Genomic DNA, 26,176 nt, shown 5'->3' on the forward strand with positions numbered 1-26,176 from the left:
CATCGCGCAATATAAAAAGATAACGCGCGAAATAAATTTCACGCCTACATCAAAAAACGTGGGAGCGGCTTTAGCCGTGAATAAAATAAAGCTGTTCGGCGTTAAAACGCCTCCTACACCGTAGGCGTCACGCTTGCTTGGCGCGTCTCAACCACCACTCAATACAAGCACCCTCGCGCGAAATAAATTTCACGCCTACGACAGCTTATTTCACATTTGTATCGGACACGTGACCTGACTCGCTAACTTTACTCTCGTAACTAGAAACTCTGGTTTTTAATCTGAAAGCTGACGGCTGATAGCTGACAGCTCTCTTTACTCTTTCCCCTAGCAGCTTGCTAACTTTACTCTAGCAACTCGCTCTCTAAAACCTATAACTCACACTGGCATTATACGAGCGGCCTTGCCCTGCAAATTGCTCAAAACCATTGCTCATGTCTTGCTTATAATTAGCAATACTTACACCGCCAAGTGGCTGTTGGTGGTATTCATCAAGTAAGTTGGTAATTGCTAACTTAAAGGTTAAATTTTGCCACGTTTTCTGACTTGATATAGCCAGTAACTGATAGCTGTAGGTTTGGTTTTCTAAACGGCGCTCATCAACATGGGTTTTACTATCAACCCATTGCCAGCTCAGTGCGTTTTGCCAGCCTTTGTATTCGTGCTCTAGGCTCAGCTCAGTGTGCAGTGGCATAATTTGATATAAGTCTTCATTGCTATCATCACGTTCGCCATAAGTACTGGTTAGTGAGCCTTTTAACTGCCACTTTCCTGCTTGCTTTGTGTTGTAAAGCTCTACCAAGCCCGCCAGTTTTGCACCGTAAAGAGTGGCATCTAGGTTCGTAAAGGTAAGAATATTACGCTTGGTATGCGCCATGTCAGTGCGATTAAAGCTCTTAGTCACTTCAGCATCAATATAATCATTTACTTGCGTGTACCAAACATTTGCCGTTACTTGCCAGCTGTCGTCTTTGGCAAGTTTGGTGTAGCTAGAGCTCAATGTGTGAGCTGTTTCGGCTTCTAAATCTGGGTTACCAATATAACCATTACCATCACCAAACCAACCAATCATGGTGGTTGCCATCGTACCTACACCCCAGCTGTAACGCTCATATAAATTAGGTGCGCGGTTTTTACGAGCTAAACCAAATTGCAGCTCATCGTTATTCGATAATTGATAGCGAGCAAGCAAGCTGATATCAACTAAAGTGTCGTCACGTTTACGGTCTAATTGGTTAAATTCCATCGCAGCTTGGGCGTCGGTTTTTGACATATCCATCATTGAGCCCATATTAGCCATACCGCTCATGCCACCTTCGTTATAAGCCTGCACTTCGCCAGCATCTGTGGTGACTTGCTCAACTCGAACACCTGCCGACACCCACCATGCTTGGTTTACTTGGTTTTGGTACTCAGCAAATGCCGCAAGGCGGTCACGTTTGCCATCGTTAATGTTAACGTACTCATTTGGGCCCATCATCATTGACCCTGTAACCGCTGGCCACCAATCATCAATTCGATAACCGTAATATTCTTGCCCTAGCATTAATGATGACTGTTTTGATAAATCAGTGCGCCAATGAACTTGGTAACTGTAATCTTGTGCATCGGTATTCATTGGCATCATGCCGGTTTTCTCATTACTGAAAAAACCCATTTCGTGTTTTACATCGTGCGCATTCACTTGCACCTGCAAATCACCATTTTCAAGCTCACGCTGATACTGAGCAACAAAACCATAGCTGGTGTTATCGGTCATATCCATGTATTGATTAGGAAAGCCTTGGTAAGGAATTTTTTGATGCGTCAGTTTAACTACAAGCTGTTGTTTCTCATCACGAACAGCGCCCGTTAAGGCATGATTTTGCACTCGATATAAGGTATCAAGTACACGCTCACCATGCCCATCATCATAGCTGTTCGCATCTTCAAAGCTGCCTTGGTAAGACAAGCTAAACTGTTTGCTCGCAAGGCTGGCACCTAGCGCATATGCTTGGCTATCGTTAACGCTTTTGTATGCTGCTGTCACATAGCCTGCGCGCCAGTTCACTGAGTCTGTATCACTAAATTCAGGGGCAATCGTATTTACCCTAATAACACCAGCAATATTATCACCGCCACTGCTTACCGGTGATACACCAGCAACGACACTGTAAGAGGCAATTTGGTTTGCCGATACATAAGAGAGTGGCGGGTTCATTTGGTTAGCACACGCTGCTGTAACATCAGCACCATCGACTAATACTTTAACTCTATCGCCCATCATGCCGTTCATTACTGGCAAGTTAGACACCCCTCCGGCTGCTGAAAAATCAACACCTAAATCTTTCAGTAACGCGTCTGCAGAGCCAACTAATTGGTGGTTATTTTGGGCATGACCTTGTACTTCTATCACTTCAATAGAATCATCAGCAAAGGCCGAAATACTTAATACACAGCTGAGTGCTGCAGCAATTTTAGAAAATAAAAAACCAGGGCGAGAAAATTGCGTGTTCATAACTCTTTTAAAATCAAAGCAAATAATTAATGACGCCGATTATAAAACTCATTAATTAGTCTGAACACGTGACATATTGTCGCACCCTGTCACAGGTGAATAACTTAGCGCAGCACCACTAAAGGAATACGGCTATCTTCAAGCATTTTTAAGGTCGTGCTGCCTAAAAAGAACTGCCGCCATTTAGAGTGACCAAATGCGCCCATCACCATTAAGTCAACGGCGTGGTCACTTTTATATCGCCACAGCGCTTGGTAAACATCGCCATCGAGCATGCGCGCTCTCACATTAAAGCCGTTTTCAGCCAGCCTTGCTGAGGCAGTATCAAGTTTGTCTTGGCAGTGACCGTCTTGTTTATCAACCATCACCAAGTGGCAATCTAAGCCGGATAAAATCCCGCCATTGATAATTTGTGTAATCGCTTTGTCGGTACTTTCGCTGCCATCATAAGCCAGCATAAAATTTGTAGGCTCATGAAATTGCGGCGGCACAATCGCAACCGGGGTATGCACCTGACGGATCAGCGTTTCAATGTGCGAGCCCAGTACTTTAAAATCATCGTAATGGCCTTTACCAGAGCGGCCAATAATCATCACACGGGCATTGTCTTCATGTTCAAGTAAGGCATCAACAAGACTCATTGAAAGCTGCTGTTGCTCAATCTCGGTTAGGCCTGCATGCTCGGCTTTTTTCATTGCTTCATCTAGCAAAAATTGACCATGCTGCGACGCCACTTTGTTGCGTTCTTGCTCAAGTTTTGCCAATTGCTCTAACAATGAGGTTTGCGAACCTAAACCAATAATTGCGGTTAAATCATCACTGCCCTGCGGCAAAGGTGGCTCTAATGCATGCAGAAAGTTAATTGGATGGCTGGAGCGCTTAGAAATCCAAATAGCCGCTTCTGTCACCGCATCGGTCATGCATGAACCGTCGATACAAGCAAATATCTTTTTCATTACAATCTCCTTCAAACCAATTTAATTAACCAAGTATAGTTGGCTTTTTCTCTGTATTTATTTTGAACAGCAAAGACTTAAGAAGTTCAGGTTATTTTCTTATAGCAAACTAATATAGAACGTTCCAAAAAGTACTGTATCAACCCCATTAATTTGTATTACAATAGCTCTGGGCACACATCTCTACTCCAGAACAAAGTATTTGTTACTGGCATTTTCAATTATCAAAAATCTATTTTGTTTTTAAATTTATTTTAAAGGAATTACATGACTAACGTAGCCAACTCCCAAGGCAACGCAAGCACGTTTACCATTCTGATAGTATTGGCTTTAGGCACATTCATTTTAGGCCTATCAGAATTTTCTATGATGCCAATGTTGCCCCTGATCAGCGAAACATTTTCGTCTACGCCAGCGCAAAGTGGTTATGCCATTAGTGCTTACGCGATAGGCGTAGTCGTCGGTGCACCGCTATTTATGATCACAACCGCCAACATGCGTAAGCGCAATGCACTGTTGATGTTTGTCACTATGATGTTTTTATTCAATGGCTTAAGTGCTTTTGCAAACTCGCTTGAGCAACTTATTTTATTTCGATTTTTAAGTGGTTTACCACACGGTGCCTACTTTGCCGCTGCTATTTTATTGGCAGCCGACATTGCCCCTGCCGATAAACGCGCAAGCTTTATGTCAAAAGTATTTATGGGTTTAACCATTGCCACTATTGTTGGTGTGCCCATGGTCACCCTAGTGGGGCAAAACTTTAGCTGGCGTTATTGTTTAGCGGGTACCGCTGTACTTGCGTTAGTTGCCTTGGTATTGATTGTGAAATACGTACCTAACGTAAAAAATACCGCGCCAACATCGATTCTCGATGAGCTAAGTGTATTAAAGAACAAGCTCGTATGGACCATTCTGGGTATCATCATTATTGGTTTTGGTGGTGTATTTTGTGTTTACACTTACATTGCCGACACTATTTTAGAAGTCACCCATACCCCTGCTTACACTATCTCTATTGCGATGATCATGTTTGGTATTGGCTGTACTTTAGGTAACTACGTATTAGGTAAAGCCGCCGACCACTCACCGCTGAAAACCACAGGCGCAGCGCTGATTGGTGCGGTGGTATTTGCAGCCAGTTATGTAAGCGCAAGCCATAATATTTGGCTGTTATATGCGGTGATTTTCTTTATTGGTTTTAGTGTTGGTTTAGGTACCGTGATCCAATCGCTGCTAATGGATGTATCACCACAAGGGCATGCCATGATTGGTGCGCTAGTACAGTGTGCGTTTAATACAGCCAATGCGATTGGCCCTTGGCTTGGCGGCATGGCTATTGCCGAAGGCGCACTGCCTAGTCAAACAGGCTATGTTTCGGCGGCACTATTCTTAGGTGGTTTTTTAATGTGGTCGTTAAGTGCGATGCAGATGAAAAAACAAAGCTGTAAGCCTTAAGCTGTCGGCTCTCAGCTCTCAGCTCTCAGCTCTCAGTCTGATCGCTGAAGGCTGAAGGCTGAAGGCTATCAGACTTACTCATCCTGAAATATCTCTTCGATACTCAGGTTGAATAAACGCGCGGCTTTAAATGCTAATGGCAAACTTGGGTCAAATTTACCTTTTTCTATTGCATTAATAGTTTGCCTAGACACATCCAAAAGCTCTGCGAGTTTCGCTTGGGTGTAGTTGTGCTCTGCACGGAGCACTTTCAAGCGGTTTTTCATTCTTCGCCCTCGTCGTTTAACTGCTTATTCATCATTAAAAGACTCACTAAATAGGTTAAACCCATAAAGAGCACGAGGTGAGATATATCTTCTTTAAAGCTTATTAAACCGCTTGATTGCACCACCGAATAAGCCAAACCAAATACTAAGCTTGCACCCAAGGTAATGGCCATTGCATTAAGGTGCATACGCTGCTGCAGCTCATCCATTCCTTGTAGTTGTCGTTTGTTCGATAAAATCATCATGATGCCAACTACTACATTAATTAAGATTGCCACAACACTAAAAATAGCCTGCTCTTGCCATAAAAGATGCGGCCCAAATGAGGCCATTGCTAAAGTAATCACCCATGCTGATGTCCATTTCGCGAGGTTTAGCGTGTTCTGCTTATTACGTTGTTTAAAGGTTAATCCTGTTTGATTCATTATTCTCACCTTAAAAGTAAAGTAAACTTGACTAAAGATTAACCTAGCAATACAAAAAGTCAAACAAACTTTACAAAAAGTTTTGTATACACGACATCAATATGATTTTTTAATGTCAGAAAAGGCAAGGCGCTTGCTGTTAACCTCATAATATTGTATTAATCAAAGAATTCCGTAATCTAATATAAAATCGGTCCAATCGGGCTGCATTTCTAACAATAACAATGAAGATAACACTATGAATACGGCACTGTTTTTCGTTGGCGAATGGCAAGTTACTCCGGCTACTAATTCAATCAGACGCGGTGAACAAACAAAACATCTTGAACCCAAGGCGATGGATGTATTACTACTGCTTTGCGAAAAACAAGGTGAGCTTCTAACAAGCGAAGAAATTATCAGCCAATGCTGGCCAAATGTAGCGCTGGGTGACAACCCCCTACATAAAGTGATCACCCAATTACGTAAAGCCTTTGACGATAAAGCAAGCGACCCGCATTACATAGAAACTATTCGTAAACGTGGTTATCGGGTTATTGCCGAAATCAACTTTCCACTCAACGAAGAACAAAAAGCCAGCCAAACCAGTTGGCAAGGTGATTCGCCCTTTGTTGGCTTAAGTGCGTTTGCACCAGAGCAAGCCGATGTATTTTTTGGTCGTAACAAACAAATTGCCACCTTGTTACAGCGAGTGTCGGCTCAAATTGAGTTTGGTCGCGCATTTTGCTTAATTTTAGGCGCCAGTGGTTCAGGTAAATCGTCATTAGTTAACGCAGGTGTATTGCCCGCTTTAATGTCGAGTAATGGCTACGATGGCATTAGAGTACACAGTTACTGCCAACTCGACTTTGCCGATGTCAGCAAAGAGCGCTTACTGCTTGATTTAGCCTCAACCTTGCTCGATTTAGAAATAAACGACGCACCTGTACTTAGCGATATAAGCGCCGATGCGTTGGCTGAATTGTTACTAACAGATCCAGAACAGGTTATTTCTCGCTGTAAAGCAGCACTTGCAGCGCTAAATAAAGAGCGCACTACGCCCTATTTATTTTTATTTATCGACAGGCTCGAAGTGCTATTGTCATCACCTTTATTTAGCGATGACGAGCGCAACCAGCTGTTAGCACTTATTGAGCGCTTAGCAACAAGTGGCTGCATGATCATTTTTAGTGCCTGTCGTAATGACTTTTACCCGCAAGTAGTGAGTCAACCAAGTTTAATGGCAGGTAAAGCCAATGGCGCACACTTTGATTTATTAGCGCCAACTCGCTCTGAGCTTAAGCAAATGATCCGTTTGCCAGCACTTGCAGCAGGCTTAAGTTGGCAACATCATCCAGAGCATCACACACCGCTTGATGAACAACTTTGTAACGATACTGCCAATAACCCTGATGCATTGCCGATGCTGCAATACACCTTGCAGCAGCTTTACTTGCAGCGCAGCCCAGACAACGAATTATTGTTTTCTGAATACCAAGCGCTTGGCACCATCGAAGGAGCCATCGGCCAAAAAGCCGAACAGGTATTTTGCCAATTACCCAAAGACCAACAAACTGAACTTGCCGCAGTCCTTTCTAAACTGATCACCTTAAACCCAGATGGCGAAACGCTCACCAGCCGTGCTGCACATTGGAGCGAATTAACCAGCCCAGCTGCGACCAAGCTTGTTCAGGCTATGGTCGATAGCCGCTTGTTTGTATCACACCTTAAAAATGAACAAGCCTGTTTTAGCCTTGCCCACGAAGCCCTGCTACGCCATTGGCAACGCGCCATAGATTGGGTGCAAGAGCACCAACAAAGCTTAGCAATTCAAAGCCGTGTGCAACTAGCCACCGAGCGCTGGCTGATTGAACAAAAACACAGCGACTTTTTATTAGCCCAAGGTAAACCGCTGCAAGAAGCACAAAGCCTAGTTAAAAACCCTATGTTTAGCTTATCGAGCGACGACCAAGCGTTAATTAAAGCTTCTAACAACAAAGCGAAACGTAAAAAACGCGTGTTACAAATAACGGCGGCTGCACTTGTGTGCTTAACCTTTATTGCCACATTTATGAGCGTGCGCAGCTATCACGCCGAACAAATAGCAAAACAAAAACGCCAAGAAGCTGAGAGTTTATTGGGTTTTATGGTTGGTGAATTTGCCGATAAACTCAGAAGCGTTGAACGTATGGATTTATTGGATGGTATCAGCAATAAAGCCCTTGAGTATTTTACCAATCAAGACGAAGAAACAGCGTCGTTGTTTGACTTTAGCGATAAACAAGCCGAGTTTAATAACCGTTTTCAATACGCTCAAACCTTAGAGGCCATGGGCGAAGTCGCCTACTCTCGTGGCAAAACCGACGAAGCCTTCACCGCCTTTGAAAATGCGCGAACGCGCCTAGAATCATTACTACAAATTCAACCCAACAACCTTGATTTACTAATGCTCGCAGGGGCTAATGCTTTTTGGCTTGGTAATTTAACTTATGAGCAAAGTAATTACTTAGCGACTGAGCCAATGTTCAAAAGTTACTTGGCTTACAGTGAAAAGATGTATCAACTTGCCCCTAATGACTTTAATTCAATTATGGAGCTATCTTACTCACACAATTCACTTGGCTCGCTGTATTTAAAACAGTTTAATTACGCACTTGCAAAACAAAGTTTTACTGAATCTTTAAAACTTAAAAACCAAGCTCTTGAACTTAAACCTAATAACAAAAATTTATTACGCGATAAGACAGATACTATCAGCTGGATTGCAACCACAGAAGAAAGGCTCGGTAATTTAAACGCTGCACTCGAAATGCTTGAGCAAGCCTCTCAACAGCTAGTCAACATGCTTAAAACATCACCGAATGATGCAAGTTTGCAAAGTCATTTAGCAAACACTTATATGCAGCAAAGCTTTTTATTGAGCTACTTCCCAAACAAGAAAGCGGCATTTTTAAAAGCAGAAAAAGCAACCAATGCGATTAATCAAGCAAGAATACAAGATCCAAAAAATCAAAACTTTCAACGCACCTTTTATAGAACGCTTGCATACCAATTAATGCTGTTAGATAAAAATAAAACTAGTGAAAGGGTAAAAGATGTTTTGAGTTACATTGATAACCAAGGGTTTTCAAATACAACTTTAATAAACATTCAAATAGGTGTCATTCATTATTTAATAAATAGAAATCTTTTAAGTGAAGCCGAATCCCATTTATTAAAATTAGAAAGAAACTCAGATTTTATTGAGATATTGTCTGATACTAAAAAAATAGAAAACAACTCTATTCTAATAAAGATTAACTTAATTAAAGCAAAGCTTGCTGAAGACAAAATAGCAAAACAACAATTTTGCCAAGCAACTATAAATACAATTTATAAAAACAACAATGGTAATAAAAGCATAAAAAGAACTTACCCACTTATTCAAGCTTACACCTGTTTAAATAAGGTAAGTGAGGTAAGCGCAGTTAAAAATAAACTAATAGAGTTAGGCATTACTAACTTTGAACTATAAAAAACAACTAGAAGGTAATAACAATGAGCGAAAGTCAAACTTACAATTTTACAGTGAACATTACACTTAACACTGAAAATGAAGCTGTATTCACATACTTCCAAGACGGTCAGCAAGTTTCTGGTGGCGGTACTGTCAATGAAAGAAACAGCCTAGGTATTTATACACTTGATAACGCAACAGTTGAAGCGGGCTTTCAATTTACAGGTGCTAAATTTGCAAACCTTGAAGGTAATTGCGAGCAAGACTTTGCTTTAAAGTCACTAACAATGGTCAAACAATTGAGATTGCCGATACAGATGATAATAGCGGTACTGCGTGTATGATTTTCATCGTAGAGTGCAATGGCACAAGCTATGAAAGTGCCGACCCGCAAGTAAAAAATGATAAAGAAGACTAAATACCTCTCGTGAAAAGCTCCTTTTTAGGAGCTTTTTTACATTACAAAACAACAAATTAAAACCAGAAGATTACCAGAAGGTTAATTTGCACTTTTTTAAGTAACTTTATAGACACCAAAATCGTTTGCATCGGCAAAAAGGAAACGAACGTGTCTACTAACAAAAATGAACAACCAAGCACTGCAAAACCAGAAGCGAAAAACGCACTACCGCAGTCTATCAATTCAGAGCAACTTGCGCTGATTGCCCAAATGTTTCAGAACATTCCTGAGGGAGTGTTTATCATTAATGGCCAAGGCACGTTTGAATTTGCAAACCCGATGGCAGCACAGCTTTTAGGTGACAACCAAGAAGCGTTAATCGGGCAAAACATTTTACATTACCTACACGACACAGACCGCGATAAATACATGTATACCCTACTCAGTTGGTTAGACCATAAAGACTCGCCGATAAGTCTTGGGCCAAACGAAGTTAAAATAAACCGTGCCGATAGTAAAACCCTTGAGGCGGATTTATGTATATCGAGCCTGCCAAAAAACATTGCCGTTGCAGAAAATTTATTTATTTGTGTATTACACGATTTATCATCACACAAAGAGCAATACAATCGTTTAATTAAACAGGCTACCACTGACCATTTAACCGGCCTTGCAAATAGATTAACCCTTGAGGAATCATTAAAAGAGCATTGGCAAGAAAGCGTACAAACCAACCAAGCCATTAGCACTATATTAATCGACATTGATTACTTTAAATTATTCAATGACCGATTTGGTCATGTAAAAGGCGATAAATGCTTACAAAAAGTAGCAAGTATAATCGCAGAATCACTCCCTTCTCGTGATTGTTTAGCAGCGCGTTATGGTGGTGAAGAGTTCGCCATTATATTACCCCGCTGCCAAAAAGACACGGCCGCCGCTATTGCTAAACATATTCAAATAAAAGTAAATAACATGCCATTTACTGATATAGGTTTACCAAGTGATTTTAGAATAAGTGTAAGCCAAGGAATTGCCTGTGAGTTTAATAATCAATATCGTACTTCAGAGGCATTAATTTGTGCAGCAGATACTGCTTTATACCGAGCAAAAACAGAGGGTAGAAATAAAATAAGCATTAGCGCATAACAAAGTAAATACAATGTAAAAACAGTGAGCTAAATAGCTTGTTCAGATAATCATAAAGTATACTTTTATGTTATTTGTTCGTTCCTTTTTTATTGATAAACTGCGAAGCGAAATCAACGTCAGAAGGGATCCAACAATGACATTTTTTAAAAAAGTACCTTTGCAACTCGCAATTGCAAGTACACTCGCTACATCAGTGACTGCAATCGCTGCTGAGCAAACAACTGACAACACCGCTCAAGATGTTGAAGTTATTTCTGTTACTGGTACTCGCCGAAGCCTTCGTAGTATTTCTGAAAGTACCGTGCCTGTCGATTTATTAACAAGCCGCGATTTATCAAGCACAGGTCAGCTTGATATGAGCCAAGTATTAGCATCACAGTTACCAAGCTTTAACTACCCAAGTGCCACCATTGCTGATGGTACTGACCACGCAAAACCGGCTGTTTTACGTGGCCTTGCTCCGGATCACACATTAGTTCTGATTAATGGTAAACGCCGCCATGCCGGTGCATTATTAAACTTAAATGGTACGGTTGGCCGTGGTTCAACGGCCGTAGATTTAAATAATATTCCGACTTCTGCGATTAAGCGTGTTGAAATTCTGCGTGATGGCGCTGCAGCTCAATACGGTTCTGACGCGATTGCCGGTGTGATCAATATTGTATTAAAAGATGCCGATGAAGGCGGTAGTGTGAGCTACACATACGGTGAATACGACACACAAATGGCAGGCTCTCCTCAGCTACTAAACACTACAACAGATAGCGAAGGCAACTTAAGCTTTGAAACTGGCAGCGACCGTGAAGTAAACGACGGCATTACGCGCACAGCAAGTGCTAATGCAGGTTTCGCACTAGGCGATAATGGTTTTATTAACGTGTCAATTGAGTCACGTAATAACGAGCCAACAAACCGCTCTGGCTTTGATGCACGTGAGCAGTATAGCCGTGATGAAAATGGCGATTTAGATTCGCGTGAATTTGACTTCGACCGCTATAACCACCGTTTTGGTAAAGCCGATATCGAAGACTTCGCGCTCTTTTATAACCTAGGTTACGAGTTTGATAACTCGCTATCGCTTTACTCATTTGCTAGTTACTCAAACCGTAAAGGTAACTCAGGTGGTTTTTATCGTCGTGCCAACGATTCACGTAACTTAACTGAAGTGTACCCTGACGGTTTCTTACCGCAAATTGATACCGATGTAGATGACTACTCATTTGCAATTGGCTTAAATGGCGAAACTAATGATTGGGCTTGGGATGTAAGCACCAATTATGGTCGTAACGATTTTGGTATTGGCGTAAGCAACAGCTTAAATACCTCGATGGGTGTTAGCAGCCCAACAGAATTTGATGATGGCTCGCTTGTGTATGAACAATACTTAGTAAACATGGATGCTAGCAACACACTAGATTTAGGTTTACCTGATGATGTGTTTGTTACTATTGGTGCTGAGTATCGTCACGAAAACTACCAAATCAAAGCAGGTGAAACAGCCTCTTACCTCACTGTATTAGATGACGATGGCAACCCAGTTGCTGCCGGTGGCGCGCAAGTGTTACCTGGTTTCTCACCAGAAAGTGCAACAGATAAAAGCCGTCATAACATTGCGGTATTTGCAGAGTTTGATACTTACCTAACGACAGATTGGAACCTTGTATTAGCAGGTCGTTTTGAAGATTACAGTGATTTTGGTAGTACTTTTACCTCTAAACTTGCTTCACGCTACAGCATTAACGAGTCGCTGTCGCTACGTGGTGCAATTAGCACAGGTTTTAGAGCGCCATCACTTGCCCAAACTTCATATAAATCAGTAAGCACTGTTTTTGAAAATGGTGTGCCAAATGAAGTGGGCTTATTCCCAGTTGATGAGCCAGCAGCGCAAGCTTTAGGTGCACGTGAACTTGAAGCAGAAGAATCAGTAAATATGACAGCGGGTTTCATCTTTACGCAAGGCGGTTTTAGCTTAACCCTAGATGCGTATCGCATTGAAATTGACGACCGTATCGTTTTGTCTGAAAACTTAAGTGGCTCAGAAGTTGAAGCGATTTTAGCCGAAGCGGGCGAAGTAAATACGCAGCGCGTTCGTTACTTTACTAATGCCATTGATTCACGTACGCAAGGTGTTGATATTGTTGCGACCTACTCACTAGGCTTAGAAAACTATGGTGATTTACGCTTAAGTGCAGCGGTTAACTTTAACGACACTGAAGTAACACACGTTAAAGAAAATCCACCTGAATTAGAAGCGCTTGGCGATAGCTACGAGTATTTCTCTCGTCGCGAAATCACACGCTTTGAAAAAGGTACTCCAGCCGATAAATGGAACCTTTCTGCAACATGGGATTATGAAAACTTCCAAACGACATTACGAGCAACTCGTTATGGTGAAGTAGTTGATACTGCAAGCAGTGAAGATGGTGATGAAGTACTTGATGCTAAATGGATTGCAGACTTAGAAGTGGCTTACCGCCCTGATGAGCAGTGGAAGTTTGCATTAGGCGCCAATAACCTATTCGATCAGTACCCTCAAGATACTGTAAGTAATATAGGTTATAGCGATTTCAACCAAATTTTCCCTTATAGTGGCTTTGCACCATACAGCTTAGATGGCCGTTTTATTTACGGTAACATCACTTATAGCTTCTAAAAAAATAGGGCGTGAAAGCAGTAATTGCTAACACGCCCTAACCTACAATGATGAGTGAATAAATTAACTAATTTGAATAGTGTGATACGCCAATAAAGTGCCATCACTATTTTGTGCTGTGTTTAAAATAAACTGCTCATAATCACTACCAAACACGTTATCGATGCTAGCAAGAGTTGTATCTTGTTCACCGCGTGATTTGTAATCGCTGTGAGTGGTACAAATTTCTTTTGCAAACGCATCAGTAAAACAGAACTGGCTAATTACATAGTCGTTATTGTTGTTTGCTACTTTAAAGTGAATATGAATAGTACGGCCAGAATACCAACCAGGGAAATGCGTTTTAAAGTTCACACGGCCACTGCTATCTGTGATCAATGAACCACGGTACCAAGTACTTGCCTCAGCTTCGGCATCGCCGTCAGTACAGAAGTCACCGGCAAAACGTGAGCTATCAGAACTACTGCTAGTATCGCCCGAGTAAATACCGCTGGTATCACAGTGCCAAACCGAGATTTCGTAATTTGCTAATGGGTTACAGTCGCTATCAATTAACTGTAAGCACAGCATCATAGGTAAACCGGTTAAACCATCCGAAATATCTTCGTCTGAATCAGCTTGGAAGTAACATGGGCCTTCGGTTGTTGCTTGAGTAAGTGCTAACACACATGCTGTTGATGTTTCAAAAATACTGTCATCAGGAAAGTCATCAGTAATAAGTGCTGTTGTGCCCGATACATAATCACTGTCGTTCGTGGTTGTTGTATCGCCTGTATCAGTGCTGGTGTCTGAGCCTGTTGAAGTGTCTGTATCTGATGTTGTATCTGTTGATGATACTGTATCTGAGTTACAGCCTAAAAATGCCAACATAGGCACAGCAGCAACTGAAACACCTAATGTTTTTAGCATTTTTCTACGAGTATAAAGTTCAGGTTTTAAAGTCATCTTGTGCCCCTTCGCTAACATGAGTAATTAGCATCGAGTATAAAGAACAAATGTAGAGACTTTGTGTAGAAAAAGTGGTGCTTTTATAGAGTGACTAGTATGCGCATGCCAAAAAATAGACATTTATAGTATATTCAATATTGGCTATTACATTTTACTATTATATCTATGAAGTTAATTCACAAACTCTTAATTACTAATCTTATTATTACGTTATTGCTGGTATTGACCATGTTTGGCCTGAATGCAATTACCAATAAGCGTATGCTCAATAATGTGTTTGAAGATATAGATAACGAAGCATTTAACCGTATAGCCACTGAAATTAGCCAGCAGTATCAGCAAACGGGTTCGATTGGCATGTTTATCGATTCTAAAGCCCTGTGGTATGAGCTAATTAACCGCAATTTTCATTCAAGCCGTTTATTATTTTCGCCTAATAGCCCACAACCAAGAGAGCCCGGCCCTTTTACACAAAATGGCCCTCCCGAAAAGCATGTGCAAAATGAGGTTATGCCACCCCCTGATGATTTTGGGAAGCCACCATCGTTCGATCAAGCACCTGAATTTGACCCATCAACTGAGTTTAACGAGCCTGCAAACTATGCTGACATGCGTGAGCCACCGCCTCGCAATAAACCCATGGCTGATGACTTTATACCCTTTGAAAAACGCCTAAGCTTGCTTGATGCAAAAGGCGAAATACTGATTGCTGGCTATACCGAAACAGAGGTCGTGAACGAGCAAGAAATCACTCACAATGGTGACGTTGTTGCGGTGCTTCAGCTGCATGCTAACCGCAATCATGTTAGCGCACTGACTCAGCATTACCTTAGTACCCAAATTAATATCAGTTTGTGGACAGCAGGGATTGGTTTATTAATTGCGTTATTGTTTAGTTACTTACTCGCACGTCATTTTACTAACCCAATTTCGCAGCTGAAAAAAGGCGCAAAAGCCCTTGCAGAACGCGAGTTTGAGACCCAAATAACCGTCAACAGCAGTGATGAATTTGCTACCTTAGCGGATGATTTTAATCGTATTGCCACAGAGCTCAGACGCTTTGAATCGCAGCAAAGCCAATGGATCATGGATATTTCTCATGAGCTGCGCACGCCTTTAACTATTTTAGAGGGTGAACTAGAGGCTATTAACGATGGCATTATCGAACCAAACCAAAAAGCAATAAGCTCACTGCAAGAAGAATTGGCGCTGTTAAGCCGACTTGTGAACGACTTACATAAAGTCAGCTCACTCGACAGACACAGCTTTAACTATCACATGGAAGCCATTGATTTTAATGCCTTAGTGGCCCTACAAGCGCATAAATATGCGTTTAAATTTCAATCCAAAAACATCACGCTTAATGCCACCTTACCAGAGCAAACGGTAATGGTTTTGGCTGACCAAAATCGTATTACGCAAGTATTACAAAACATTTTAGAAAATAATTTACGCTATACAGATGAACAGCAAAAAGTCTGGTTAGATTTAACCGTGTCTAACCATCATGTATTTTTGTCGATAGAAGATTCAGGCCCTGGTGTTCCTGATGAAGCCCTTGAAAAACTATTTGATCGTTTATATCGCACCGATAGTTCTCGTAACAGAAAAACCGGCGGTTTTGGCTTAGGCTTGGCAATTTGCCAAACAATTGTTGAAGCCCACCAAGGAAAAATAAATGCAACTAAAAGCCGTTTAGGCGGTCTGTGTATAACGTTAAAACTCCCGCTTGCAGAGGCGCACTAATATGTCAGAAACCTTAGCTAAACAGCATATTCTCGTTATTGAAGATGAAGTTAAAATTGCCGAATTAATAGAAAAGTATTTATATCTTGAAGGGTTTAAAACAAGCCTAATTCACGATGGCAACTGCGCACTGGATGCTGTTAATGAGCTAAACCCTGATTTGATTATTCTCGATATCATGCTGCCAGGCACAAATGGCATCGAGTTGTGCAGCAAGATAAGACAATACAGTGATGTGCCTATTATTATGCTTACAGCACGGGTCGAAGAAATTGATCACTTAATTGGTTTTGATGTGGGTGCCGATGACTATGTTACTAAACCATTCAAACCAAAAGAGTTAATGGCGCGTGTGAAAGCCATTTTAAAACGACGCCGAATGCCAACTAACAAACCGAGTACATTCACAGCAGGCAATATTATTGTTGATCCGAGCGAATACAAAGTACTGGTAAAAAATGAAGAACTGAAACTTACAATTAATGAATTTAGTTTATTAAAAATATTAATTGCCTCACCTAATAAAGTTTTTTCACGCCAAGATTTACTGACCATGACCCAAGGGAAGTACTTTGAGAGTTACGAGCGCAGTATTGATTCACACATTAAAAACTTGCGTAAAAAGCTGATTCAAGCCGACCCTGATAGCCATTACATTGAGTCAATTTATGGCGTGGGATATAAATTTAAAATTTAAACAACCTTTTTCACACTTGCGACGACTAACTAAATAACATAACCCATTAGGACATCATTATGAATTTAGTACGCATCAGCGCAAGTGCACTCTTAATCACAGCCACTACAGCGTGTATCGGCCTCTCAAATGCCAGTACAGCACACAACCAAGGTGATTATCGTGTTATCACTTTTAAAGACTGTAAAAAGATAAGCGAAAGTACCCTCAATAACGAACAGATTGCTGCATACCTAGAGCTTGAACGTGAGCAGGTAAAACTAGAAGCACTTGAGCAACCTATTAGTGACATTGAGCTACAAGTTACTGAGTACTCTGAGCAAATAGAAGCAATCACTGAAGAAGCAGTGATTGAAGACGAGAACCACTTGCGAATTAATAAAAGCTTATTAAAAGAGCAAGATAAGTTGGCTAAAGAGCTCAATAAACTTATGGCTGCTCATGATGCTGACTTTAAAGCACTGGAACAGCAAGCAAAGTTAATTGAACATGCCGCTAAGCAGTTTGATAAAACTATGAAGCCTTTGATGGAACAAGGTGAGTCGACCCATTTACAAATTTTAGCGCCGGGTGAAGACGAAAAACCAGGGTGTTTTTACACTATCTAGAGTACGTTGCCAAGATGTGCATAAAGTTTCGCATGTGATTGACGAATGTCTTCTTTATGCACTTGCTTATACCATTTTAGAGCCTGCTCTGGCTTGCCTGCTTGCCAATTAATTTCAGCTAGGCGTAACGTATAAATGGCAATCACATGGCGATCTGAGTCTAAGTCCATGTACTTAAGAGACTGAGTATAAACAGCGTCAGCTTGCTCATAATTTGCCAGAAGTTGGTGGGTACGCGCTAAATTACCTAAAGCGACAGAGATTTTGCGATTATGGTTGGTTTTTAAAATCCAATCAGCGGCGATTTGTCGGCTTGCAAGTGCGCCATCTACATCACCTAATGAATGAAAAACATTGGCTTTATTCGAAGCCAGTTCAAAGTGAAAAATGGGATCTTTGCTTTTTCCAAAGCGGCGCTCTGCCCTATCAAGTATATGCAGTGCCGTTTCTTTGTTGCCAAACACGTATTGCAAATTAGCCAATTCGACCATGCGCATAGGGTTACCAAAAGAGTCAAAGATTGCTTGCAGTTTTTCAAATGCTTTAGTGGCATATTTACGACCTGTTTCAAAGTCGCCTAAATAATGCATTGATTTAGCGTAATAAAAGTAAACTTGCACTTGAAAGACAACAGGTAATTCTTCACTTGAAATGAAGGGCTCAGTGCTATCTTTCAAGGTCTGAAATTCCATTTTGTCGTAGAAATAATCAAACTGATAAGATTTAATCTCATACCAACGCGCAGAGCCCAACTCACTACTTGCAAGCTGCTGATTAATGTAATCTAAGCAACTAATTTGTGGTTGTTGCTCACAAAACATCTCATGATCACTAAAGTTTTCAGAGGCGCTGACATTAAGGCAAGATAATCCTAGTAATAACAAGGCTAACTTTTTTTTCATTCACTATTTTCTCAGTGATAACTCACTCAGAAAACTAACAAAATTTAATGCTTTGTAACAGTATTTTTTAATTAAATTGATAAGTGTAACCCAGTACTAAGTTTTGATCTGAGCCATAATCACTGTCTTCTGTTGCAGCAAAAAGCTTGAAACTTTGTTGTTTATCAAATTGATAACTTGCACCAATGGCTGCGAAATAACCTGAATAATCGTTAGAACCTACCGAATACGCTGCTGCAGTCATTAATGTCCATTTTTCGGATAATGGCTTTAAAGCAAATGCACCTAAGTAACCACCGTCACTGCTGTTTGGAATGAGCACCCAACCCTCGGGGCCAGGTATTTCTGTTGTTAAACATGCTCCTTGCCCTGCTAAACAAGCAATTTCACCATCAACATGGCTATAACCCCCCATAGCGAAAATTTGCCAACCATAGGGCGCAATATCAAAGTAACTCAGTGGCATAAAGGTGCCAACACTGTAGGTTGTACGCTCAGCTCCTTGATCATAACTTTGCTTACCAAAGTTAAAATTAACAATGCCAATATCAAATAGCCACGAGCCACCAACACGCCATTCATCACCATTGGCACTCACACTGGCATTAAGCTTTTTTACTGCTCCCAAACTTAGCGAACCGGTGATCCTTAATTCATCAGAATAACTGGCGCCAAACTGAGTGACGACCTTGGTGGGATCTTCACTCAGTTTAGTTTGTTCACCCGAAGCGGTTTGTGCTGCTGATGCGCTAAACACTGAAATTACCGATAAAGCAGCCAGTGCTGCTTTTTTACCTAATACCATATTAACGTCCTTTTAGTTTGACTGAGTCACAATTCATAATAACTGTGTATTAGGTAAATAAAAGTGTTTATTTTATGTTCGCTTACAATTTTAGCTACAACGCAGCAATACACTCCACTTCAACCTTTGCGCCAAGTGCCAAGCCGCTAGCTGCAAAAGCACTTCTGGCGGGTAACTTAGTAAAAAATGGCGTGTAGGCTTGATTGGCTAAAGGCCAGTCTTTTATATCTGCCAACATAAGGGTGCATTTAACAACATCGTTAAAATCTAAATTGTGATCTTGCAAAACAAAGCCAATGTTTTTCATTGCCTGCGTCATTTGGGTGCTGATGTCATTGCCTGCCAACGCCATGGTGGTTGGCAAGTTGCCTAATTGCCCCGATAAAAATAATAACCCAGCCGCTTCACGCGCCATCACAAACGGTAATTTTTCATTATCACCTAAGTGGATAAATTGGCCATTTTTAATTACATGAACAATGTTTTGGCTATTGGTGATTTCAATACTTGGATCACTGTTAAGTACCACAAGATTCGCCGTTTTACCTGCCTTTATTGAACCAGTTTGCTTTTCAATGCCTATCACTTTTGCACCATTAATGGTTGCAGCCTGTAGAGCTTCTAAAGGTGTTAAACCTGCCCGTTCAACTAATAACTTCATTTCATCGTGCACCATAGGCGTTACAGTATTAAATCTATCACTGGTCACATCAGTACCTGCTGCAATAGTTACACCGGCTTGATGAGCCAATTGCGTAAACAACCCGCCCCACTCATTGAGCAATAACCCTTTTTCACCACGTGAGGCTTTGGTTTTATCAAAGACCGTTAAGGTTGAGTCTAGAATTGTGCCCTTATTTTTCATCTGTTTTATGAGTGTTTGATAAGCTTCTAGTTGCTTTGCATCGCTTTTTTGCTGCTCTGTTAAGGCGACATTTTTACGACGCATATCATAGAAATTTTCAATTACTTGCGCGGCAAAATCGGCAGCATGTGAAATTGTTTCAACCCCACCATTAACCGCTTCAAGCGGTGTTGCTGGGCCAATAAAAGCATGCGACCACACCTTGAGGTCATGTTTTTTAGCAGCTTGAGATAACTTTGCTACCACTGATCCTGGCACATTTGCATAAATTTTGATGCCGGTTGCCCCCAACCCTTTACTACGCAGCATAATGGCATCAAAGTCACTGTGTTCATCAACGGCACGCATCCAGTCCACAGCTCCCGGGATTTCACCTTTTGCAGAGGCGACTGTGCGGGGGTCAGAAAAGAACGCTTTACCACCAATAATCACAGAATAATAGATATCCGGTGATTGAATAATATCGTTATCGGCTCGTCTTTTAAGTGAACTCAAAGCACGGGTATCGCCGCCCATATCGCGCACACTTGTTACACCCCCCTGTAAAAGCTGACGCAAGCGTGTGCGTGTGATTTCATCGTTATCTGAGTCATCAGGCGAAGTAGCATGGTGCACATGAGTATCGATTAAACCGGGTATGACATACTTTCCTGCTAAATCGATTTTAATGACATCATCGGCAAAGCGACGAGAACTTGCAGGAACAATTTGTTTGATTTTGTCATCTTCTATGATGATGGTTTGTGCTTTATTAACCGACAAGGCTTCGACGTCGATTAGGTTCACATTTTGTAATGCAATGGTTTGTGCCATCACCGACGACGATAATGCCAATGCAATGCTGGCAAGTAATGTGTTGATGCCCGATTTCATAATCACCTCTTATTCTTGTTTTAACCCCCAACTTACACCTGAATTGCTTGGTTTTACATCTCACAAAAGTTTATAGTGTATGAACTTATAGTTTAAAAATAATAACAATGAACAAACTAGAAGCCGTCAGGGCAATATGCTTAGTTGCTGAATATCAAAGCTTTACGCAAGCTGCTAAGCAGATGCAGCTGTCTACCACCATGGTTAGCCGCTACGTTAAACAGTTAGAGCAAAACTTAGGCTGCTTGCTGCTAAAACGAAACACCCGCAAAGTTTGCTTAACCGATGCAGGCCAAAACTATGTTCTGCAAATGAAGCCATTGCTGAATAAATTTAATGAAGTTGATGCTGAGCTTAGCGGGCTTAGTCAAACGCCTAGTGGTAAGCTAGCTATTTCAGCCAGTATTGAATTTGGTTGCCAATATTTAGCACCTTTGGTTAGTCAATATCAGCATGATTTCCCTGATGTGAAATTAGATATTGTATTGTCTAATACGCCTGTTGATTTATTTGATAGCCAAATTGATCTGGCATTTAGAGTTGCTCCTTCATTACCTGATGCCAGCCACATAGCGCAGACGGTTTGCCATTCATCATTATCTTTATGGGCCAGTCCTGCTTACTTAAAAAAACATGGTACGCCAACAGATATTGCGGCTTTATCTGAACATAGATTACTGTTTTTCAGTCATCATATTCGTCATGACCAATGGATATTTTTGCTAGATGGTCAGCATGTTTGCCGCAAATTTAACTGGGCAATGACCTCTAATAATGGCCGATTTTTAAATGAAGCAGCGGCAGCGGGTGGTGGGATAATTCAAGCGCCTCGTTATTCAGTCGCCCCGTTTATTAAGTCAGGCGAATTAGTCGAGGTGTTAGCAGAGCACACCCTAAAACCATTAACGATTGCTGCGGTTTATCCGCATAGGTATGCGCTGTCAAATCGGGTGAAATCATTTGTTGAGCTGGCTAAACACTACTTTAGCCAGCATCCGATCCCTTAAAGAAGGAGTAAACTACCTAAACCTAGGAAGGTAACAAAACCGACGATGTCGGTGACTGTGGTCAGGATCACAGACCCTGAAAGGGCTGGATCGATTTTAAGCTTATCTAAAATCGATGGGATCACCACCCCAGATAATGAAGCAGCCACTAAGTTAAGTAAGATAGCGATAGTGATGGTTAAACTTAACATGCCATCGTTGAACCAAAAATAAGTAAGCACACCAATCACAAAGGCCCAAACACAGCCGTTTAACGCCCCTACTCTAAGCTCTTTTTTCAGCAGCGCTTTGCGGTTAGAGTCGGTAACCTGACCGAGTGCCAAACCGCGTACAATAACCGTTAACGTCTGACTACCTGCAATACCGCCCATAGAAGCGACAACCGGCATTAATACCGCCAGCGCAACCACTTGCTCGATAGTTGCACCAAACAAACCGATAAACCAAGAGGCCAAAAACGCCGTTGCTAGATTAATACCAAGCCAAATACCGCGGTTTTTTGCCGATTTAGTGACGCTTGAGAACAGATCCTCGTCTTCACGTAGACCACCGGCTTTTGCAGCGGCTTCGTCGGTCACTTCTTGACGCAATTCATAAGCTGATGACACTGATAATCGGCCTAAGAGTTTGTTGTCGGCATTCACAACTGGCATTGCCATTTGTTCACTGTGAATAACCACTTCAGCGGCTTCGTACAGGTCGTCATCAGCATGTAAAACCGACACATCTAGGTTCGCGTAATCCAGCAAGCTGTCGTTATCATTGGCTTTAAATAATGCATTAATTGCCACTTCACCAATTAATGTACCTTTGCGACTGACCAAATAAATCACTTCGGTGTATTGCGGTAAGCCTTTTTGAAAAATTTTACGCGCGCCTGCCACTGTGAGTTTTTCTGACACTTTTAGCGCATCAAAATCGAGCCAGTGACCTAACTGCTCTGGATTATATTGCTGTGCAAGGTCGTACTGTTTTGTTTGAACTTCATCAAGTTGTCTGCGTGCATAATCAACAAAGCGCTCAGGAATAATTTCTTCAAGTTCAAGTAACTCTTCTACGCTCACTTCGTCAAGTAACTTAAAGCCTTCGGCTTCATCTAGACTTTGCAATAACCAACGACAGCTATCGCCACCTAGGTTAATGAAGATTTCATGTTGTGTATCTTCATCAAGTAATTGCCATATTTCTAAACGCTGCTCTTTAGGTAACGCTTCGAACAATAACGATAAATGTTCCGTAGAAAGCTTTTCTTTAGCATCAGCAAGTAACTTATTTTTGCGTGTTGTGGTGTCACACTGAAGCAAGTCATCAATTAACTGGGGAAGTTGGTCAACTGGATACTCAATCATTTGAGACCTCGGTTAATTACATCAATAACAATAGTCTAACGCAGCTGGCAAAAAATAACTGCTCTGAAAAGGTATATTTTTTTGAAACTAAGCAATTACTCCCCAGCTGTAAAACATCGTTTTTAAATCACGGTTCAAGTTAGAGAACCACAATTGCACAAAAAAGCACAACCAAACGCAATTAAGATCTATTATCATTCGCATTATAATGATAACATCTCAACCCTTCATAATTTTTAAATAATAAATACGGGTATCAGCATGAAAAACAGAATAAAGTATTTACCATTTGTAATTGCATTTGCTCTCACTGGATGCGGTGGTTCAGATAGTAATAATGCACCTGAGTTCACAAGTAACTTAATGTTCACACTAGATGAAGATACATCTATTACGGGCCAAGTTGTGGCAGCAGATGATGATGCTGTTAGCTATACCCTCGGCTCTGCAGCAAGTAACGGAGTATTTGCTTTAAATGCTGATGGTACATTTACCTATACCCCAAAAGAAAATTTTGCAGGCCAAGACACAGTAACCGTTACCGCCACTGACGGCAGCTTAAGTACTGATGCAGTACTTACTTTTACGGTTAACAACGTTAACGATGCACCAACGCTTACGAGCCAGTCAATCACTGTAACCACCTCAACAACAACTGAAGGTTCATTAACTTTTAATGATGCCGACGGTGACACTGTAACTGTCTCTTTAGTAACGCCTCCTACCAACGGTACCCTTACTCTAGATGAACAAACAGGGGCATTTACATTTACCGCAGAAACGCTGTCAGAAATTAACGATAGTTTTGTTATTGAATTTACCGATGGCAATATTAGCTCGCCTATCACCGCAACCATTGAATTAAAACCTTCGTATGTTACGAACGAAGATAAGCTCAATTACTACTACAGCTCAGATAAGTCTCATTTAAAACAAGCACAAGCGATTAGTGAAAATATCAATGATGATATTTACATGGACGAAGTAAACACACAATTAGCTATTGGTTACCTTATTGCAGGCTTTGCTGAGAAAGCTGACGAACACTTCAACAAAATTACAGCAATAGACACAAAAGCAAATGCCTATTTAGATGCAGCTAAATCTCTTGATTTGATAAATTTAAGTGAAAAAGCTTTAACGTTTAGACAAGATGCTGCAACTCTTTACAATCAATACCTTGCTGAAAAAGGACTGGAAAATATCAGCAGCTCAGATCCGGGCTTTTATCTGACTCTAACGAATCAATACAACGCAGCTGGCCAAACTGAGGCCGCTCAAGCTATGTTAGACACACTAAAACTTTATGCAAGTGAGGTTTATACAGAAGAATATAATGCGACTTATATTAGGTTCATATCTGCAATCAAAAAAACCGTTGAGTCTTCTAAAGAGCAATATGCTGCAACCCACACAGAAACAGTAAGAAATGAAGGAGTAAAAGTCACTCAAGCCATGGCCGAATTAAGTGAAAAAATCGGTTACTTTATACAAAAGTCAGGTGACTACAAAGGCCAACCAACTGAGCGTATGCGGGCACTTTACATTGCATGGTCTGCTCAATCTTTTATTCAGCTAAATGAAGTTGATTTGGCAAAATATTATACGAACTTAGCGCTTTCATATTATGGTGTTGTTGGTTTTGATAATACATATAGCTTTACTGCAAGCCCATATGCAGAAGCAACTTTAGCTTCATATACCTATCCATTAGAAGTTTTAACAGCAAATATTAAAGCTTTATATGATGTAGAGCTTTCAAATAATCCCGCTTTTGCTTTACTCACAGATCAAGATGACAAAGATGATGCTGTTGAATTTTCTTTTGCTTATGAAGTAGCTAACAAGCTACAAGCGGGTATCACCATAGATGATGCAGTACAAAACGCGAAAGAATACTTTATGAGTGGCGAATCACCTAATGCAATTAGCTTCTATCAGACACTTATAACCTCATCAGGCCAACCTGGTGCAGCTGATATTCTTCGAGTTCGAGGTGAAAATGAACTTGGCCTAATTCTGGCTAATTACGCCGCAGATATACTATTTTCTGAAGAGTATATTTTAAGTCAAACTTCACCTACTTACATTACTGACCGGTATGGTTGTGCTGGACTAGTCAATCTTGCAATAGCATTAGGTAATGAGCAACAAGCTAAAAATTACGCACAGCGTTGTTCAGATATTATAGATACTTACTTTATTGAAAATAATACTAACTTCACTACCGTCTCAGCTGCTTATGCATTGAATCACCAGCTAGCTACTTTCGGGCTCGTATCTCAACCTGAATCGATAGCTAACACCGCAGAAAAACTTAACACTCTAATTAATTTGTTTGAAAAAAAGCAAACACAAATAGAATGGCGATTAAGTTCACTCGGATACCTTGTACAAGCAGGGCTAATTGATATGGCGTTAAATTGGTTAGATATCAGCTTGACCACACTGCAATCAGAACAATCAAACCTTGATATTAATGACTATAAATCTCTACTTACTAAAGCACTTTACGCGACACTTAGCACTGGCAAAACAAGTGGTGGACTATTCGAAAGCTACTCTCTCACCTCATCATTAGCTAGATTCCAAGTAAATAACGAGCAATATGCCTCAGCTTATGCTGAAACAATTGAAATGTTAAAGCCATTTGTAGCCAATGCAAATACGTTTGTACTCTTACAAGACGATAAAGTTATACAAAGTAACCTTGAAACATTGATTACTTTTCAGACCCTACTTGGCAATGATGCCGCGGTAAAAGAATTAATTGCTCACTCAGTCAATGCAGAAGCAGATAAGCTATCACTTACAGCCCTTTATGCTAACTTAGTCGCTCAAAGAGATGATTTCCCTACATCTTCGATAGCAAGTATCGATACAGACCACGATGGCAAACCTAACTTCTTCTTATCAGGCGCATCAGAACAAGCAATTGCTGAATCCGGCTTAATTGCAGATAACGATGCTGACAATGATGGTATTGAAGACAGTATCGATGTGACTCCTTTAGGAGAATAACCCATTCATAATACGGCGAGGCATTTCAGCCTCGCCCGCTATGTTAAAACCCCAACAAATTCAAAATATATAC

The 26,176-nt window shown here is 41.0% G+C and carries 19 protein-coding genes; 10 read left to right on the forward strand and 9 right to left on the reverse strand.

The window, feature by feature from the left end:
• Positions 1-364: 364 nt before the first annotated feature.
• Both C2M25_RS11345 and C2M25_RS11350 read right to left on the reverse strand, forming a co-directional pair.
• A complete protein-coding gene (locus tag C2M25_RS11345) occupies positions 365-2,497 on the reverse strand; it encodes a TonB-dependent receptor plug domain-containing protein (RefSeq protein ID WP_105181135.1) in 2,133 nt (710 codons plus the stop codon).
• Between the two features lie 104 nt (positions 2,498-2,601).
• On the reverse strand, positions 2,602-3,453 hold the full coding sequence (locus tag C2M25_RS11350) for a universal stress protein (RefSeq protein ID WP_105181136.1): 852 nt from the start codon (positions 3,451-3,453) through the stop codon (positions 2,602-2,604).
• Positions 3,454-3,720: 267 nt separating this feature from the next.
• Here C2M25_RS11350 and C2M25_RS11355 point away from each other — a divergent pair, with 267 nt between their 5' ends.
• A complete protein-coding gene (locus tag C2M25_RS11355) occupies positions 3,721-4,911 on the forward strand; it encodes an MFS transporter (protein WP_105181137.1) in 1,191 nt (396 codons plus the stop codon).
• Between the two features lie 74 nt (positions 4,912-4,985).
• On the opposite strand, the gene C2M25_RS11360 is transcribed toward C2M25_RS11355, so the two are convergent.
• Both C2M25_RS11360 and C2M25_RS11365 read right to left on the reverse strand, forming a co-directional pair.
• Positions 4,986-5,177, reverse strand: a complete 192-nt coding sequence (locus C2M25_RS11360; RefSeq protein ID WP_054551820.1) for a helix-turn-helix transcriptional regulator — start codon at positions 5,175-5,177, stop codon at positions 4,986-4,988.
• Positions 5,174-5,602 (reverse strand): hypothetical protein, encoded by a 429-nt coding sequence (locus C2M25_RS11365; RefSeq protein WP_105181138.1) that lies wholly within the window; start codon positions 5,600-5,602, stop codon positions 5,174-5,176. The genes C2M25_RS11360 and C2M25_RS11365 overlap by 4 nt, the downstream gene beginning before the upstream one ends.
• Before the next feature lie 238 nt (positions 5,603-5,840).
• Between C2M25_RS11365 and C2M25_RS11370 the strand changes: the two genes are divergently transcribed.
• From C2M25_RS11370 to C2M25_RS11385, 4 genes are all read left to right on the forward strand, one after another.
• A complete protein-coding gene (locus C2M25_RS11370; RefSeq protein ID WP_105181139.1) occupies positions 5,841-9,095 on the forward strand; it encodes an nSTAND1 domain-containing NTPase in 3,255 nt (1,084 codons plus the stop codon).
• A 23-nt stretch (positions 9,096-9,118) separates the two neighbouring features.
• Positions 9,119-9,421, forward strand: a complete 303-nt coding sequence (locus C2M25_RS11375) for a DP-EP family protein (RefSeq protein ID WP_234003572.1) — start codon at positions 9,119-9,121, stop codon at positions 9,419-9,421.
• Positions 9,422-9,645: 224 nt separating this feature from the next.
• Positions 9,646-10,626: a GGDEF domain-containing protein gene (locus C2M25_RS11380; RefSeq protein ID WP_082423014.1), complete on the forward strand. Its 981-nt coding sequence runs from the start codon at positions 9,646-9,648 to the stop codon at positions 10,624-10,626.
• Positions 10,627-10,762: 136 nt separating this feature from the next.
• Positions 10,763-13,282: a TonB-dependent receptor plug domain-containing protein gene (locus C2M25_RS11385; protein WP_105181140.1), complete on the forward strand. Its 2,520-nt coding sequence runs from the start codon at positions 10,763-10,765 to the stop codon at positions 13,280-13,282.
• A gap of 63 nt (positions 13,283-13,345) precedes the next feature.
• Here the strand turns inward: C2M25_RS11385 and C2M25_RS11390 are convergent, their stop codons facing one another.
• The gene (locus C2M25_RS11390; protein ID WP_105181141.1) at positions 13,346-14,227 is read right to left on the reverse strand and encodes a dioxygenase family protein; all 882 of its coding nucleotides are present in this window, start codon (positions 14,225-14,227) and stop codon (positions 13,346-13,348) included.
• A 231-nt stretch (positions 14,228-14,458) separates the two neighbouring features.
• Here C2M25_RS11390 and C2M25_RS11395 point away from each other — a divergent pair, with 231 nt between their 5' ends.
• Genes C2M25_RS11395 through C2M25_RS11405 form a run of 3 tightly spaced genes read left to right on the forward strand, consistent with a single transcriptional unit; the run spans position 14,459 to position 17,281 of the window.
• Positions 14,459-15,976 carry an ATP-binding protein gene (locus tag C2M25_RS11395; protein ID WP_158679710.1) on the forward strand — a complete coding sequence of 506 codons (1,518 nt, stop codon included), beginning with the start codon at positions 14,459-14,461 and terminating at the stop codon, positions 15,974-15,976.
• Between the two features lies 1 nt (position 15,977).
• Positions 15,978-16,673, forward strand: coding sequence for a response regulator (locus C2M25_RS11400; RefSeq protein WP_063700345.1), 696 nt, complete (start codon positions 15,978-15,980; stop codon positions 16,671-16,673).
• A 59-nt stretch (positions 16,674-16,732) separates the two neighbouring features.
• Positions 16,733-17,281: a hypothetical protein gene (locus C2M25_RS11405; protein WP_105181143.1), complete on the forward strand. Its 549-nt coding sequence runs from the start codon at positions 16,733-16,735 to the stop codon at positions 17,279-17,281.
• On the opposite strand, the gene C2M25_RS11410 is transcribed toward C2M25_RS11405, so the two are convergent.
• The 3 genes from C2M25_RS11410 to C2M25_RS11420 form a co-directional block, all read right to left on the reverse strand.
• A complete protein-coding gene (locus C2M25_RS11410) occupies positions 17,278-18,183 on the reverse strand; it encodes a tetratricopeptide repeat protein (RefSeq protein ID WP_105181144.1) in 906 nt (301 codons plus the stop codon). The genes C2M25_RS11405 and C2M25_RS11410 overlap by 4 nt on opposite strands.
• Positions 18,184-18,250: 67 nt before the next feature.
• Entirely contained in the window at positions 18,251-18,988 is a 738-nt protein-coding gene (locus C2M25_RS11415; RefSeq protein WP_199775176.1) for a hypothetical protein, read from the reverse strand.
• Positions 18,989-19,082: 94 nt separating this feature from the next.
• A complete protein-coding gene (locus tag C2M25_RS11420) occupies positions 19,083-20,726 on the reverse strand; it encodes an amidohydrolase family protein (protein WP_063700353.1) in 1,644 nt (547 codons plus the stop codon).
• A gap of 107 nt (positions 20,727-20,833) precedes the next feature.
• Between C2M25_RS11420 and C2M25_RS11425 the strand changes: the two genes are divergently transcribed.
• On the forward strand, positions 20,834-21,733 hold the full coding sequence (locus C2M25_RS11425; protein ID WP_063700355.1) for a LysR family transcriptional regulator: 900 nt from the start codon (positions 20,834-20,836) through the stop codon (positions 21,731-21,733).
• Here C2M25_RS11425 and C2M25_RS11430 read toward each other — a convergent pair.
• Positions 21,730-23,082: a magnesium transporter gene (locus tag C2M25_RS11430; protein WP_105181145.1), complete on the reverse strand. Its 1,353-nt coding sequence runs from the start codon at positions 23,080-23,082 to the stop codon at positions 21,730-21,732. The two genes, C2M25_RS11425 and C2M25_RS11430, sit on opposite strands and share 4 nt — an antisense overlap.
• A 261-nt stretch (positions 23,083-23,343) precedes the next feature.
• Between C2M25_RS11430 and C2M25_RS11435 the strand changes: the two genes are divergently transcribed.
• Positions 23,344-26,103, forward strand: a complete 2,760-nt coding sequence (locus C2M25_RS11435; protein WP_105181146.1) for a cadherin-like domain-containing protein — start codon at positions 23,344-23,346, stop codon at positions 26,101-26,103.
• The last annotated feature ends 73 nt before the right edge of the window (positions 26,104-26,176 follow it).

It is taken from the genome of Pseudoalteromonas sp. T1lg21, assembly GCF_002964625.1.
Lineage (GTDB): Bacteria > Pseudomonadota > Gammaproteobacteria > Enterobacterales > Alteromonadaceae > Pseudoalteromonas > Pseudoalteromonas gelatinilytica.

What these genes read in the sequence shown, in the direction of transcription:
- C2M25_RS11345 (WP_105181135.1), bottom strand. Translation starts at nt 2,497, where the DNA reads ATGAACACGCAATTTTCTCGCCCTGGTTTTTTATTTTCTAAAATTGCT.
- C2M25_RS11350 (WP_105181136.1), bottom strand. Translation starts at nt 3,453, where the DNA reads ATGAAAAAGATATTTGCTTGTATCGACGGTTCATGCATGACCGATGCG.
- C2M25_RS11355 (WP_105181137.1), top strand. Translation starts at nt 3,721, where the DNA reads ATGACTAACGTAGCCAACTCCCAAGGCAACGCAAGCACGTTTACCATT.
- C2M25_RS11360 (WP_054551820.1), bottom strand. Translation starts at nt 5,177, where the DNA reads ATGAAAAACCGCTTGAAAGTGCTCCGTGCAGAGCACAACTACACCCAA.
- C2M25_RS11365 (WP_105181138.1), bottom strand. Translation starts at nt 5,602, where the DNA reads ATGAATCAAACAGGATTAACCTTTAAACAACGTAATAAGCAGAACACG.
- C2M25_RS11370 (WP_105181139.1), top strand. Translation starts at nt 5,841, where the DNA reads ATGAATACGGCACTGTTTTTCGTTGGCGAATGGCAAGTTACTCCGGCT.
- C2M25_RS11375 (WP_234003572.1), top strand. Translation starts at nt 9,119, where the DNA reads ATGAGCGAAAGTCAAACTTACAATTTTACAGTGAACATTACACTTAAC.
- C2M25_RS11385 (WP_105181140.1), top strand. Translation starts at nt 10,763, where the DNA reads ATGACATTTTTTAAAAAAGTACCTTTGCAACTCGCAATTGCAAGTACA.
- C2M25_RS11390 (WP_105181141.1), bottom strand. Translation starts at nt 14,227, where the DNA reads ATGACTTTAAAACCTGAACTTTATACTCGTAGAAAAATGCTAAAAACA.
- C2M25_RS11395 (WP_158679710.1), top strand. Translation starts at nt 14,459, where the DNA reads ATGTTTGGCCTGAATGCAATTACCAATAAGCGTATGCTCAATAATGTG.
- C2M25_RS11400 (WP_063700345.1), top strand. Translation starts at nt 15,978, where the DNA reads ATGTCAGAAACCTTAGCTAAACAGCATATTCTCGTTATTGAAGATGAA.
- C2M25_RS11405 (WP_105181143.1), top strand. Translation starts at nt 16,733, where the DNA reads ATGAATTTAGTACGCATCAGCGCAAGTGCACTCTTAATCACAGCCACT.
- C2M25_RS11410 (WP_105181144.1), bottom strand. Translation starts at nt 18,183, where the DNA reads ATGAAAAAAAAGTTAGCCTTGTTATTACTAGGATTATCTTGCCTTAAT.
- C2M25_RS11415 (WP_199775176.1), bottom strand. Translation starts at nt 18,988, where the DNA reads ATGGTATTAGGTAAAAAAGCAGCACTGGCTGCTTTATCGGTAATTTCA.
- C2M25_RS11420 (WP_063700353.1), bottom strand. Translation starts at nt 20,726, where the DNA reads ATGAAATCGGGCATCAACACATTACTTGCCAGCATTGCATTGGCATTA.
- C2M25_RS11425 (WP_063700355.1), top strand. Translation starts at nt 20,834, where the DNA reads ATGAACAAACTAGAAGCCGTCAGGGCAATATGCTTAGTTGCTGAATAT.
- C2M25_RS11430 (WP_105181145.1), bottom strand. Translation starts at nt 23,082, where the DNA reads ATGATTGAGTATCCAGTTGACCAACTTCCCCAGTTAATTGATGACTTG.
- C2M25_RS11435 (WP_105181146.1), top strand. Translation starts at nt 23,344, where the DNA reads ATGAAAAACAGAATAAAGTATTTACCATTTGTAATTGCATTTGCTCTC.